The sequence below is a fragment of the Paenibacillus sp. 01T422 genome, assembly GCF_056398785.1.
The window spans coordinates 1-14414 of record NZ_JBFTQB010000099.1; the positions used below are offsets into that span (position 1 = coordinate 1).

General features: G+C 47.9%; 15 protein-coding genes. 3 read left to right on the forward strand and 12 right to left on the reverse strand.

Annotated elements, in window-relative coordinates:
• The 3 genes from AC1DUA_RS07845 to glsA all read left to right on the forward strand — a co-directional run.
• A partial coding sequence (locus tag AC1DUA_RS07845; RefSeq protein WP_477499197.1) for an MFS transporter occupies nt 1-1174 on the forward strand: 1174 nt, incomplete at its 5' end.
• 135 nt (nt 1175-1309) lie between these two features.
• Nucleotides 1310-1999 (forward strand): aldo/keto reductase, encoded by a 690-nt coding sequence (locus AC1DUA_RS07850; protein ID WP_477499198.1) that lies wholly within the window; start codon nt 1310-1312, stop codon nt 1997-1999.
• Between the two features lie 24 nt (nt 2000-2023).
• Complete coding sequence (gene glsA / locus AC1DUA_RS07855) at nt 2024-2977, forward strand: glutaminase A (RefSeq protein ID WP_477499199.1); 954 nt, start codon at nt 2024-2026, stop codon at nt 2975-2977.
• 396 nt (nt 2978-3373) lie between these two features.
• On the opposite strand, the gene AC1DUA_RS07860 is transcribed toward glsA, so the two are convergent.
• The 12 genes from AC1DUA_RS07860 to AC1DUA_RS07915 all read right to left on the reverse strand — a co-directional run.
• Complete coding sequence (locus tag AC1DUA_RS07860; RefSeq protein WP_477499200.1) at nt 3374-3559, reverse strand: hypothetical protein; 186 nt, start codon at nt 3557-3559, stop codon at nt 3374-3376.
• 26 nt (nt 3560-3585) lie between these two features.
• A complete protein-coding gene (locus tag AC1DUA_RS07865) occupies nt 3586-5241 on the reverse strand; it encodes a copper resistance CopC/CopD family protein (protein WP_477499201.1) in 1656 nt (551 codons plus the stop codon).
• A gap of 12 nt (nt 5242-5253) precedes the next feature.
• The gene (locus tag AC1DUA_RS07870) at nt 5254-5658 is read right to left on the reverse strand and encodes a DUF2203 family protein (RefSeq protein ID WP_477499202.1); all 405 of its coding nucleotides are present in this window, start codon (nt 5656-5658) and stop codon (nt 5254-5256) included.
• A 50-nt stretch (nt 5659-5708) separates the two neighbouring features.
• Nucleotides 5709-6164: a nickel-responsive transcriptional regulator NikR gene (gene nikR, locus AC1DUA_RS07875; RefSeq protein WP_477499203.1), complete on the reverse strand. Its 456-nt coding sequence runs from the start codon at nt 6162-6164 to the stop codon at nt 5709-5711.
• A gap of 147 nt (nt 6165-6311) precedes the next feature.
• Complete coding sequence (locus AC1DUA_RS07880; protein ID WP_477499204.1) at nt 6312-8063, reverse strand: diguanylate cyclase; 1752 nt, start codon at nt 8061-8063, stop codon at nt 6312-6314.
• Between the two features lie 52 nt (nt 8064-8115).
• Nucleotides 8116-8490: a response regulator gene (locus AC1DUA_RS07885; RefSeq protein WP_477499205.1), complete on the reverse strand. Its 375-nt coding sequence runs from the start codon at nt 8488-8490 to the stop codon at nt 8116-8118.
• A gap of 87 nt (nt 8491-8577) precedes the next feature.
• A complete protein-coding gene (locus tag AC1DUA_RS07890) occupies nt 8578-8967 on the reverse strand; it encodes a gamma-glutamylcyclotransferase family protein (protein ID WP_477499206.1) in 390 nt (129 codons plus the stop codon).
• A gap of 139 nt (nt 8968-9106) precedes the next feature.
• A complete protein-coding gene (locus AC1DUA_RS07895) occupies nt 9107-9394 on the reverse strand; it encodes a CD3324 family protein (RefSeq protein WP_127457334.1) in 288 nt (95 codons plus the stop codon).
• Nucleotides 9395-10395: 1001 nt separating this feature from the next.
• Nucleotides 10396-11163 carry a LamB/YcsF family protein gene (locus tag AC1DUA_RS07900; RefSeq protein WP_477499207.1) on the reverse strand — a complete coding sequence of 256 codons (768 nt, stop codon included), beginning with the start codon at nt 11161-11163 and terminating at the stop codon, nt 10396-10398.
• 284 nt (nt 11164-11447) lie between these two features.
• On the reverse strand, nt 11448-13001 hold the full coding sequence (locus AC1DUA_RS07905) for a 5-oxoprolinase subunit B/C family protein (protein ID WP_477499208.1): 1554 nt from the start codon (nt 12999-13001) through the stop codon (nt 11448-11450).
• Nucleotides 12998-13801: an alpha/beta hydrolase gene (locus AC1DUA_RS07910; RefSeq protein WP_477499209.1), complete on the reverse strand. Its 804-nt coding sequence runs from the start codon at nt 13799-13801 to the stop codon at nt 12998-13000. The genes AC1DUA_RS07905 and AC1DUA_RS07910 overlap by 4 nt, the downstream gene beginning before the upstream one ends.
• Before the next feature lie 350 nt (nt 13802-14151).
• Nucleotides 14152-14414, reverse strand: a 263-nt coding sequence (locus AC1DUA_RS07915; protein ID WP_477499210.1) for a 5'-nucleotidase C-terminal domain-containing protein, incomplete at its 5' end; no start/stop codon positions are given.

The window sequence follows — 14414 nt, forward strand, 5'->3', positions numbered from 1 at the left end:
ATCTTCTGTTGTCGGCCCCCAAATCGGTGGTTGGATCGTTGACGCTTTGGATTGGCGCTGGGTATTCTATATCAACCTTCCCGTTGGTATCCTAGCTGTTGTCTTAATCGCAATTGCGCTGCCGAAGCATAAAGCGATCGGTAAAGTGAAATTCGACATTCCGGGTATTGCCACCATGGTTATCGGTGTTGTTTCCATGCTTCTTGCTTTGACTTTCGGTGGTAAAGATTATGCTTGGTTATCCTGGCAAATCATTGGTCTATTTGCAGTAGCGATTGTATCATTGGTATCCTTCGTCATTATTGAAAGCAAAGCGCAAGAGCCAATTCTTCCTGTTCGTTTATTCAAAAATAGAACTTTTACAACCATTAACGGTGTAGGTTTCCTAATGTCTGTTGGTATGTTCGGTGCTATTATGTTCGTACCTCTCTTCATGCAAGGCATTGTTGGAATCAGCGCTTCTGCGTCCGGTACTGTGATGATGCCTCTGATGATAACGATGATTGTGGCCAGCGTAGTTTCCGGTCAGTTTATTCACAAAATCGGTGTACGTAAACAAATGTTAGTCGGTATGATCATCATGGCCGTTGGTTTCTACTTCCTTAGCACAATGGGCATAGACACAACCAAGCTGACAGCATCTGCTTATATGTTGATCTTAGGTCTTGGCATGGGGCTTGTTATGCCGATTCTGACGCTTGCTTTGCAAGAAAGCTTCCCGAAATCTGAGCTTGGTGTCGTTACGTCCTCCAGCCAATTCTTCCGTCAAATCGGTGGTACGTTCGGTATGACAATTCTAGGCGCAGTTATGAACCACAAATCATCAGTTCTGCTCGATCAAGATTTAACACCTGTTGTCAAACAGCTGCCTGCAGAAGCAAGCCAGTTATCTAACCAGATGACAGATATGATTCACACCAATCCGCAAGGCCTGTATTCTTCTCTATTAAGCCCTGAAACGTTGGCGAAAATGCCGAAAGAATTTGTAGAGCACATGCTTCCTATTTTGAAAAATGCACTTGTGACTTCCCTTCACCAAGTATTCGTTATCGGATTAGTATTCGTATTGCTCGGGGCGGTTCTTACACTGTTTATCGGCAACATCAAAGTTGGCCCTAAACCGAAAAAGAAAAGTGCGGAAGCTGAAAAAGACCTTTCGGCCGGACTTGCATAATCAATCATTCCTGCTCCCTCCTTCTTCGGAAGGTTGGGAGCATTTTATTATGTAATTGTTGGATTCATTTCTTTTGACATCATCCCATCAATATCGTTTAATGAGGTTGGATACTATAAAAGGAGAGTGATTACCATGAAATATCGCAGACTTGGGAAAACAGACTTAAAAGTTTCTATCGTTGGTGTTGGAACCTGGCAATTCGGAGGAGAATGGGGACTTACGTACACACAAGCTGAAGCAGATGCTATTCATTACATAGATTTATACCAATTTCACTCGGGACCGGATAGCGTATTCGACAACGATGACCTCTGGACAACATTAGATAAGCAAGTACAGGCAGGAAAAATCAGACATCTGGGAACTTCCATCGGAAGCAATGCCAATATCCATCAAACCGAAGCCTCTACGAAAGTAAATTCCAAAGCGATTCAAGTTGTCTATAATCGTTTGGATCGAGCGCCGGAAGAGCTTGTATTCCCTTCCTGTGTGAATCAGGATCTTGGCGTATTGGCACGAGTACCTTTGGCAAGCGGCTATCTGAGCGGCAAGTACAAGCCTGGTGCAGTGTTCAGCGATACCGATGTCCGTCATCGTCATGATGCTGAGAGCGTAAGACAAAAGCTGGAAGAAGTACAGCGGATTCAAAAAGAAGAAGTCCCAGAGGGCATGGATATGGCCAAATGGGCGCTTGCATGGTGCTTAAAGCATGATGCCGTAACGAGCGTCATTCCAGGCTGCAAAAACCCTGAGCAAGTAATTGCTAACGCAAGTGCAACGGACCTTATCAGCGACAACCACCCACAAGCATGGAAAGCTTGAGCAATAGGAAGGACTAACATCTAGATGAACTTGGACGAGCATACAACAACTTGGAAGCAGCTTAACGACCATTTGGCGCAGTGGGTTACAGCTAGCAAAGTCCATACCGAAGATGGCCATGTTGCTTCCTACATTCCTGAACTTGCGAATGCTCCCGCTGATATATTGGGTATCTGCATCATGGATGCTGAGGGGAATACAGTTGGAGCCGGTGATACCGACTATCATTTTACGCTGCAAAGCATCTCCAAAGTCTTCACGCTTATTCTTGCTCTGATGGATAACAGCGAAGAGACGGTGTTCTCCAAGGTCGGCATGGAACCGACAGGGGACGATTTCAACTCGATGCTGAAGTTAGAGCTGGTAGAGCCTGGTATTCCTTTCAACCCGCTTATCAATGCCGGAGCTATTGCTATCTCGTCCTTGATTGCAGGTGATACGCCATCTGAACAAACGCAGCGAATTCTGCAATTTTTCCGGGAGCTTGCGGACAATCCGGCGCTAGATATTAATCAGGATGTGTTCAAATCGGAATCAGACACCGCCCACCGAAATCGTTCGCTTGCCTACTTCCTGAAACATAACGGCGTTCTGGACCGCGAAGTTGACGATGTCCTACAGGTCTATTTTAGCCATTGTTCAATTCAAGTGAGCTGCACGGATTTGGCCAGAATGGCTCTGGTTCTCGCCCATAACGGCGTCGATCCGATTCGCAAGCAGCGCCTGATTCCGCGGCGATTCGTACAGATCGCCAAAACGTTCATGTTCACCTGCGGGATGTACAATGCCTCAGGCGAGTTCGCCATGAACGTAGGGCTTCCCGCTAAAAGCGGTGTGTCCGGCAGTATTCTAACGATGGTACCCGGACGATACGGCATCGGTCTTGTCAGCCCTGCCCTTAACCGCAAAGGCAACAGCACCGCCGGTGTTCATCTCCTAGGGAAGCTCTCTCAGGAGTTTGACTGGAGCTTATTTTGAAGAACAAGAGGCTGAGTGAGTGGACGGGTTACTTGTGAGTAGCACCGATTACTCCTGTTATTTTCAGCAATTGATCTATTTTTTGGGTAATTAAATGAAATTTCTACTGCTAATTTCATCAGATCTAGCAGATTTCCGGCAGCAGTCGATGATTTAGCTGGGGTTTCTACCGCTATTTCATTCACTGCCACAATTTAGCATAGAATAACGGTAGTTTTTCCGTCTATATCAGCTGAGGAGGCGAGGTTATGGCTTATCCCCTTTGAACTGAATTGGAATTGGGAAGCTACCAACTAGCTCCGAAGAAAAAGAAGCTATCCCAGAAGTCATCAAATGACCGAGGGATAGCTTCTTTCTTTTGAACTTATGGGAACGATGTTTCGTATATAAAGCAGGCTATTGAATGGCTCGTTTAATTCGCTGCAACACTTCAATCAATTCATCAATCTCGTTTTCGTTCAGGCGAACCGTCACATAGGTAGGTGATATTCCCCCGTCGTTGATCTCCAGCAAGGCCACCTCATCCTTGTCATCCAATTTAACAGACAATTGTTCTCTTTCGAGCATATTAATCCAAGCCATGCCGGCACCTACTTTCGGTCAATGTATTAGTAGACGATGAATTCTTTCTTATAAACCGTTTCATTATCATCTGAATCCATCACACGCATTTCCAGTTCCCAGTTCCCTTTGAAAGGAAGATAGGCGCCCTCCGCTCGATAGCTGAACTTGGCAAAGCCGTATGATTCCTCTTCTTCCTTATCCTCATAGGCCGTTATCGGCACCGCAATCGGAGCGATTTCTTTGTCATCCAGATAATGAAGAATCATAAGCACCTGCTTCGGTTTCCCCGAATTTTCAGGAAGGAATACTTTGGCAGTGAAAGAGTTGGTTCCTTGGATTTTTGGGGTAATATCCGCAGATACATGGACCTTATCTCCCATTTGATGCCACTGCAGCGGCTCGTTGGCCGGAATTGGCGCTACATAGGTGATAATGCCCACCAACAGCACAATGATCACCATAAGGGTTAGATCCACTCTTACCCATAGGAAGGACTGAGCAGCCTTCTTCTTGCGCATCATGAGACGAATAACAAATGCCGTAAGCACGACAAGAACGACTGCGCCAACTTTCACTAGCAGCAAGATGCCCCACCCGGAGTATAGCAAATAATGCAAATTCGGTAGGAATAATAACACAGATAAAGACCCGGATATCGCGAGCACGACGATGGAAATCAGAGCCATATTCGAAAATTGTCGCATGTACGTGGCAATGTCACTGTTCTTCTGACGCCACTTCGCGTAGAGAAGTGCTAAGCCTCCCACCCACATGGCTGCGCCCACCAAATGAATCCAATCTAGTCCGATCGTCGCCCATACAGGTGAAAAGGAAGCTGCATGGCCGCTAAAGCTTTTGGCCGCAAGCAAGCCTAATGGCCATATCCAGTCTAACCATGCCCATCTACCGATAAGGACGAACCCAAGGAAAGATAGCGCAAGTAGAGTCAGCCAGGATATCCCGATATTCGTCGCGCTAAAAAGCTTCGCTATTTCTTCCACACCGCCGCCGCCTAGTAAATCCTCGATATGCGTAAATATAAGCAGCAGGAGGGCAACGAGTTGAGCACGCTGCAAATTCAGCGTCCATGAAGATAATGATTTTCTTGTTTCTTTGCCGCCATCTGTACCTAGCATTCTTAGCCATATGACCCATCCTGTCAAAGCAAGCAGCAGCAGATACCACAGCCCGCGAGACGCATATTGAAGTAAAACCTTCGTCGTTAGCGGACCTGAACCGTGCTCGTGACTAGCATGGGCTGAAGGAAGATCTAGCGTRTCTTCTTGTGGCGGATTGCCGATCGTCAGAGGATAGCTGCCGCCAACAGGGTGGCCGTCAGCCGAAATGACATGATAACTAATTAAATAAACACCCTCGGTCAGCTTAGGCAGATCAAGGAGCACACCTGTTTGCTCTTTGTTCAAATAAGCTTTATTACTGGTCATTTCGTCGCCTTCATGATTAAAAACCTTGATATAAAAGAGCCCAGCATCCAAGGTTTCATTGAAGGTAATCGCAATCTGGGGCGGAGAGCTTTCCAGCTTAGCGCCCGATTCCGGAATTGCCTGTACCAGTGATGCGTGAGCAGAAGCAGGTTGTGGAGCGACGATTGAGCTTAAGAGCATCATAGATAATATACACAAAAAAACAGCAGGCAAGAACCAAAACCGCTGACGAACATGTTGTTTCTGTTTATACATAGATAAGTTCCTCTAATCCATTATAGGTCTACGCCCGGCAAAACCATCTTCTTTGCCGTGGTAGTAACGGATCTTGTCCTCTCCTTGTTTCCAACAAAGCAATACTTCCTGACCCCCGAACATGGACGGAAAATCCACAAGACCTGTTTCTATATCCTTAAGCTCGATACCCGTTTGCTGAAAATGCTGAATCAGCCCGCGAGCTTCGATTTGCATAAATTCAAGTTCTGCTTCCTGCATAAAAAAAGGATCCTTTTCCGTGTTTGGTTTCTCAGCCAACTCATTTTTCTTCCTGCGAAGCTCTGTGTATTTCTCCTCAAAAGCTCGCTTCAGAATTTGCATTTTCTTTAACTCCTGATCGACAAATGGAAGCATTTCATTCGCTTCTTCTAAGCTAAAATATTTTTTATCAGACATCTCGCACCTCCATGCCTAATTTTAACAAAAAAAGACCGCAACTTCGAATTCTACGCATGAGTATGCGGATGCTCGTGCGAGGCTCCATGCTCATCCACATGCGTCACAGACAACTCGGCATACCCGACACCTTTGAGCACTTGAATCCGCTGCTGTAGCTCTCTCAGCTTCTGTACCTCGCCCCGAACAACTAATATTTCCAAGCACTGTTGATGATTTAAATGAATATGCATCGTTGAAATAATGGCATGGTGATATTCATGCTGCAGTTCCATCAACGTAATGGGCAGATCGCTAATATGATGGTCATAGACCATCACAATGGTTCCAGCAACCATTTCGTCCAACTGCATGCTGCTGGAGGTTAACAACGCTTTGCGTGTTAGATCGCGAATCGCTTCTGAACGATTATTATAGCCCTGGATGGCTATAAGCCGATCATATTGCTCAATTAACGATTGCGGCATAGAGATGCCAAAACGTACAAGCGTTTCTTTCTCCGACATGGGATCACGCTCCTTTCTAACTAACCTTGTCCTCTATACCTTACTCTACCAGAAAGTGGGGGTGTCGCAAAATGTACTGCCCTATTTTATGCGAAAATGATAAGAAACAGCAAAAGAGAGCGGACATAAGCCCAGCTCCCTTACTTGTTAGATAAAGTTCATTAGTTTTTTCACGCGAACTTCCAGCTCAACGAGTGAGAAAGGTTTCGTCATATAGTCATCAGCGCCCATCTGATAGCCTTTGAGCATATCGTCTTCCTTCTTCTTGCCTGAAAGCATAAGCACCTTCATATTCGCATTCGCTGAGCGCTCATCCTTCTTAATCTGATCCAACAAGGAAAATCCGTCGAGCCTAGGCATCATACCATCCAGAATACACGCATGATAGCTCTTCTCCTGCAGCAAGCTGAGCGCCTCTTCGCCATCGGAAGCATGGGTGATGGCAATCGGCAAATGCTCCAAATGAGAAGTCAGAATCGCTCTTAATATCGGATCATCGTCAACGATTAGCAAATTTTTCTTCTCAGGAAGAGGCACCGCTGCCGCTTTGCTTGGGTCGCCCTCTTTCTCTGCTGAAGCGCATAAAACACGATTCCGGCCTTGTTGTTTGGCTTGATACATCGCTTCGTCTGCTTTAGAAACCCAATCCGCTACGGACAACCCTTCCTGCCACTCGGCAACCCCTGCGGAGAATGTGATGGAGAAAGGTTTCCCCTCATAATGGGCAACCGGATTAGAGCTAATGATATGCAGGATGTTCTGCATCGTTGAATGAGCCTGCTCCAAGGAGGTATTCGGAAGAGCAATCACGAACTCTTCACCGCCAAAACGGGCTAGTAAATCCGTTGAACGCAGATTGGTTTGCAGAAGATGAGCCAAGCCTTGCAGCACCAAATCTCCCACGTGGTGACCATACGTGTCGTTGATTCTTTTGAAATAATCAATATCAATAAAAACTAGCGAGATCGGCGCGGGATAGCGCTCAATACGCTGCAGTTCCATGCCAATCTGAAGGTCAAAATATCGCCGATTGAACACACCTGTAAGCGGATCGCGGAAGGCCAGCTGCTCGAAATTTTTCGTCCTTTTGAGCAAAGCATAGATCCTAGCGGCTAATTCTTCATACTGAAAGGGCTTCGTCACATAATCGTCAGCCCCTAGATGAAAGCAGCGTACTTTGTCGTTCAAATCGTTGCGTCCTGACAAAACAATGAGAGGCAGCCATTTCAACGTTGGATCTTCTTTGAGAAATTCAAACAACTCATACCCCGATTGCGGATGCATCATGAGATCTAGAGTCACAAGATCATAAGTATGCGTACGCAATAGTTTAATAGCGGACTCTACATCGGATGCCTCATCGACAATACAATCATCAAGCTGAAGGCGCCGGGTCAAATACGAACGCAGCACCTCGTCATCATCGACAAGCAGCAAGCGACTCTTCAACGTTCGAAGCATGGAACCTCCGGTAGGATCCTTCTGCTCGTCCATTTGGATCTCCGTCAGGCCGATATCGTATTCCATGTTCATGTCACGAAGGAGTCTGAGGCTCATCTCTGCGTTTTCTTGAACCGGGTTCGTTGATGTAAAAGAAGTATCCTGCTCCTCATCGATGGTTTGCGTCCATTCCCATAGGCGCACCAAATCCTCCGCAAGTCTGCCAATCCTGTCGTATCCAAAAATCGGCGCACTGCCCTTCAGCGTATGGATAATACGATAGAACCGATTCAAGTCCTCTACTGTCGGCACAGCGCGAATGGCACCTAGATGAGCTTCAAGCTCCTTCAGCTGCTTTTCAAACTCACGAATGAACAGTTTTCTGCCTTGTTTCAGAATTCTTGCATCTTTATCCGATTCTGACCTGGAGCTCTGGGGCTCTAGATTCGTATTATTCATGACGGACAATCACCCTTTTTACAAAATAAAATTAATCTCTATAGGTTTCGAATCAATTCTCTAATAAATGTCCGACAGTATCTAGCAATTGAAGCGGGCTGAATGGTTTAACAATATAGGTCGTGACGCCGGCAGCTTTGGCTTTCTCTTTATCCTTGTCCAAGGCTTTCGCTGTTAAAAGAATAACAGGTAGCTCTCGGTTAGCGTTATCGCTCTGACGAAGCCACTCGCATACCTCAACACCCGTGCGTTCTGGCATCATATAATCAAGAATAACCAGATCAAACGATTCCTTCTGAAGCTGTTCAATGGCTTGTTGACCGTCTTCCACTTCCGTGATTTCATATCCTTCATCCGATAACGTTTCTGTAAGCAGAAAGCGGAGTGCAAGCTCGTCGTCCGCCAGCAATATTTTATAAACAGACATAATGGTCTCCTCTATTAAAATATGACTTTAATTATAACATCATGCTCATAGGCAAGATAGGAATTTGTCGAAAAAAGTCAAAAAATATTACTTGCTTCTTGCAGCGTCATATTCTTTCCATGATGAGCCTTGAATTGCTTTAAGACCCGCCACCGAAGGGTAAATGTAAACCCAACCTTCACGCTGCCCATTCACATCTCGGATCCAAACGCGGTCATATTCATTATTGGAGGCGCCAGGACCATAATAACCTTCCAGGACATCCATCGCTTGCAAACCTTCTTCCGTCACTTCCAACCATTCTCCAACAACGTGCTGCTCAGCCTTGCCATCCGTCAGCAAGAGCGCAGGGTAAGGTCCAACATCAAATAAACGACCAGAAATCGTGCCCGATTGCACAGATTGCACAAAAGGAGCAGCTACGAAGTGGTTACTCTCTCCAACAAGCAATGTGCCGTAGACGAATATAGATACCATGAAAACTCCTCCTGTCGAATTATGTAATTGCCATATGCATTTTAAATTCGCTAGCTATCTCCCTGATCCCTTTTCGAAACATCCAACCTTTTACAATTCGACACAAAGAAAAAAAGCAACATCGCAATGGATGCTGCTTCTATGCTTGATTAGCTGTTAATTCGCGCGTTTTCACAATAATTTTGCGGATGCTGTCTTCCGATAGATGAAAGACCTTAATTAACTCCATCACCGTGGAGCCTGTTTGGTACAACCGGAAAATTTCTTGATTTCTACGCTCGATAATAATGCGTGTTCCGTTATTTTCTCCCCATCCAGCGCGTTTCTGCTCTTTCTTAGGGATATATACGATTTCACCTTGGATATATTCTTGTAATTGTTTTAATAGGTTAGGGGGAAGAACGTCTTTCCCGTTCTTGTAACTCATGGATGAAAACCTCCTCAAATTGTCGCAAAGATTAAACTTTGTTCGGATTTGCAGAGAGTAATCTCATCGCCCCTAAACCTCATACCATTCTTATCAAAATGGAATAAAAAAAACACGACCATAATCGTGCCTGTCGGTTGTATATGCAATTATACAAATTCAGGTGAACGGTTATTCCACGAATGATATTCAGTTAGGAGACGATTACCTCTGCGGCGGCCGCAACACTCATCGCTACTGTCATTGTCATTGTGTTCATTAAAAAACACTCCTTTCACCTAATAGTTGGATTATATTACATGGGTTGGAGAGCAAAGCCTCTCCTGTGTTGCCTGTGTGTTCACTTCGTGTTCACAATTCTCATTATATGTAAAAAGCTTCTCGCTGTCTACTCGTAAGTTAAGAATATGCGGGAGCCCATAGGGCCCCCGGTTGTAACGATGACCTCTGCTTACGCAGAGATCACCTCCGCTTTTGTTGTAATCACCTTGATCACTCCTTTCCGAAGTTATTAGCTGGCCGGCTACTTCTCTATTTACTCATAATGGTTGCCCATTCTCAAGTGAAAGAATCATTATAAGGATTCTTTCCTAGGTATGAGTTGTGGGGAGTGCGTATGATGTCGCTAACGGACTCGGTAGCCGCTAGTTTGGATTTTAGTAAGAAGAATGGGAAATAACGGACTGTATGGCCGTTATCTGCTGATTTCTGGAAGGGAAATGGGACTTTTCAGACAGATAGGGTCATCTGAGTCCGTTAGATCCTATTTCCAGCCTGGAAGGGGCAGATAGCGGCATCTCTGTCCGTTAGGTTGGGGACAGGGGCATTGGGGGCAAGGCGCTAAGAGCAAGGGCGCTAGGGGCAAGGGCATAGGGCATCGGGCAAGGGCATAGAGTAAGGGCATTGGGCAAGGGCATAGGGTAAGGGCATTGGGCATCGGGCAAGGGCATCGGGTAAGGGCATCGGGTAAGGGCACAGGGTAAGGGCACAGTGCGCTGGGGTCAATGCCCCAGCGCCATAACCGCGATGCCGCTGTGGTTCAGCAGCGCGCGGATATCGCGCGCAAACTCCACGGCGTGTGCACCATCGCCGTGGATACAGATCGTGTCCGCGCGCATGCTCAGATCCTCTCCCTCCTGGGAGAGGACCTTCCCCTCGCGGACGAGGCGCACGACCTGCGCCGCTGCATCCGCGGCGCTCTCCAGCAGCGCCCCGGGCTGATCCCGGGGCGTCAGCGTGCCGTCCCGCCGGTAGGTGCGGTCCGCGAAAGCTTCGCTCGCGGTTCGCAGCCCCGCGGCGGCACCCGCCCGCAGCAGCTCGCTGCCGGGCGGTCCGAGCAGCGTCAGCTCCGCGCTGACGCTGAGTGTCGCAGCCGCAATGGCCGCGGCGAGATCATGGCGCTTCGCCGCCATGTGATAGAGCGCGCCATGCGGCTTGACGTGCTGCAGGCGCCCGCCTTCGGCGTGGACAAACGCCTGCAGCGCCCCGAGCTGATACAACGTCAGCTCGTAAGCCTCAGCCGGCGTGATGGCTATCTCGCGCCGGCCGAAGCCCTGTAGATCGGGAAGGCCCGGATGGGCCCCGATCGCAACGCCTTTGCGCAAGCACAGCTTCACGGTGCTGCGCATGGTGGCTGGATCGCCTGCGTGGAACCCGCAGGCGATGTTGGCGGAGCTGACGAAGTCCAACAGCTCCTCGTCGCGGCCGAGGCGATAAGCGCCGAAGCCTTCGCCCATATCACAATTCAAATCTATACGCAGCGCGTTCACACTCCCATCACCTTCCGTAACTCCAATAGTCTCTTACCTGTTCATTGCTCATTGCTCATTGCTCATTGCTCTTTGCTCTCTACTCTCTGCATCATTGCTCCCTGCACTCTGCACTCTGCTCATTGCTCCCTGCTCTCTGCTCATTGCTCGTCTCACTGCTCTCGTCTCCCTGCTAATTGCTCTCTGCTCTCTGCTCTCTGCTCATTGCTCTCTGCTCTCTGCTACCTGATCCCTGATCCCTGATCCCTGCTCATTGCTCCCTGCTCTCGTCTCTTCTCACCCAATCATCCACGATCCTTAAACCAAGCCTGCACACCAGCTTCCAGCAGCCGCATATCCATAGCCTGCAGCAAAAGCTGCTCCTGGGCCTCCCTAAGGCTGACCTCACGAAAACGCAGCTTGCCTCCAGGCTTCACTTGAGCAATTAGCGGCAGGTGAGCCGTGATGACATGGGCAATTCGCGGATAGCCGCCTGTTGTCTGACAATCAGAAAGCAAAAGAATGGGCTGACCACTCGGTGGCACCTGAATTGTCCCTGGAACAACGGCTTCCGAGATCATTTCGTGGGACATACCGCGTTTCAACGGAAGAGGCTTTCCTTCCAGTCGGTACCCCATCCGGTCCGATTGTGGTGTGACTGTAAAGCTTCGAGTCAAGAATTTCGCTTTGACCGATTTCGCAAAATGGTCCGCTTCCTTGCCCCATACAATGCCCACAACCGGGTTGTCTTCATAATTCGGACGAATAAACGGAGTAACGGCACCTGAAAGGGGCAGATTGTTAATGTTCGCTGCTACTTTGCTGGCGTTGCTCAGCTTCAGTTCATCTGCCGCTTGAAGCGCTCTGCCTTCATGACCGCCAATCCCAGCTCGCAGATAAGTGCTTGAACTACCCATGCTGATATTTGCTGCAAAACCCCCATGCACGGCTAAATAAGCTCTACAGCCCTTCACCGCATAGCGGAAGTTCAGCTGCTCCCCTTTTCGAATGAGAAAAGATCGCCACAACGGCACTCTCCTGCCCTCCACATCGGCCTCCAGATCAGCTCCACAGAGGGCTACCAGCATATCCAACTGTGCGATCATGCTCGGTCCGTTCAGCGTTATTTCTAAGACAGCAGCATCCTCCGTATTCCCTACAAGAATGTTAGCAGCTTGGTGGGCAAAAGCGTCCATAGGACCCGATGTTATCACACCATATTTGCGGTAGCCATAACGCCCTTGATCCTGCAGGATCGATAGCATTCCCGGCTTGATGATTTTAAAGCCCATATCCGGCCGAGGCACCGATTTTCTTGGCGTAACCAGCCGCTCATCCATTCCGCCCAAATACGGGAAACCTGGCGCAAAACCAATCATATACACTGGATAGATTTGTGCAGTATGCAAGGCGACAATCTCTGCCTCCGTCAGTCTGTGATAAGCCGCTACTTCCGCAAGATCAGGACCAAACTCCCCACCGTAACAAACAGGGATTTCGATATGCTCTTCGGTATGAGTGGACTGTTTCTCATTGTCGAATTCAAATCCGTCTAAGCACCGCCTAATATGTTGAAGAACTTTGTCGCAAGGAAGCAAATAGTTCTCTCCAGCAGGATGCTCGTGTTTACGGTGAACCTCCGCTTCCGAGAAATGCTGATATACCGCGACCGGATCATAATAAATCGTGATTGACGTATAAGCGGACACCATTTCTATAAAACCTGCGAAAGGATGCTTCTCCAGATAAGCTGTCACTTGCCGTACCAAATCAAGAGTGGAGAGCTCGATGCTCGTGCCAAGCGTAAGTACGATTGCCGAATCTCCAAGGTGATGCCATTCGTAATGGAGCCTCGTCATGCAAACTTCTGCTTTTTCAACCAATTTGCGCAAAGTTCAGGCCACATATAAGCTTCGTCATGTTCAGTTGCCATACCAATACCATGCCGTCCACTCTCAAATACATGCAGATCGTATGGCACTTTATGACGGCTAAGCGCTCCAGCAAAAAGCAAGCTGTTCTCTACGGGAACGGCAGCATCGTCTGCGGTGTGCCAGAGAAAAGTCGGTGGTGTATCAGTCGACACTTGTTTCTCTGTGGATAACAGGGTAACCAGCTGTTCATCTGGTGCCTCACCTAACAAATTCTTTTTGGAACCCACATGTCCATACTCGTACAAGGAAATAACTGGATAACAAAGAATTAAAGCATCCGGACGGCTGCTTTGTCTCTCGATAGGGTCCACTGCGTCTTGGCTCCCAGTATCGAATAGTGTACCCGCTGAGGAAGCCAGATGCCCGCCTGCAGAGAAACCAAGTATGCCTAGCCGATTCGGATCAACGCTCCATTCCTGTGCATGGTGTCTTACCGTTCGAATCGCTCTTTGGGCATCTTGGAGCGGGATTGGATGTTCATATGGAGCTACCCGATAGTTTAAAACAAMGGCTGAAATCCCTAGTCCATTGAGCCATTCTGCGACAGGCTCGCCTTCATGGGGCGCGCGCCTACCGTAGCCGCCTCCGGGACATACGATAACGGCAGAGCTCAAGCCTTCGCTTGCTACAGGATACAAGGTCAAGCTCGGACATCCTTGGTTTTCCTCACCGATGCTATCCTTGGATGCTCCGGGCCATAATTCAATTGTGGTTGCGGTGTTCACTCAAGAAACCTCCTTCATTTAGTTGCTATGCTAATCATATCGAATCCCCCCTAGTTCGCATAGGTAGGATTTTACAAAAATTCGATTCTTACGTGAAAAGGGATCTACAGGCCGCTATTTGAGCTTAACCACCTGATTTCCGGGGTCTTGTGGATCTACAGTACCTTATTTGCCCTCAGATCGATGCAATTCGCCCCTACTCGGTTAAATAGAGGATCATAGTTCCCCCTGCTTGCTATTGTATCGATTTGCTGCAAAATAAGGGATCACAGTTCCCCTGGGCACGATTTCGCCTAATTATCTATCAAAAAAAAGACGGCACAGGATTAACCCTGCACCGCCCTATCTTGTCATTTCCGCTCAATATCCCAGATGACTTCCCAATTCTCATTCACACTAGCTTCAATCGTTCCTCGCTCCATAATATATCCGGCAAGCAGCTCCGCGACATCCGTCGGAATATCCTTAATGACCGGTTTATCCTGGAACATGGCGTAATTGCCTCCGCCTGCTGCCCTGTAATTATTCATGACTACATCGTAAGAGGCGTCAAGGTCCAGCGGCTTCCCATCATAATCGAGCTGTACGACTCGCTCGCCAATTGGACGGGAAA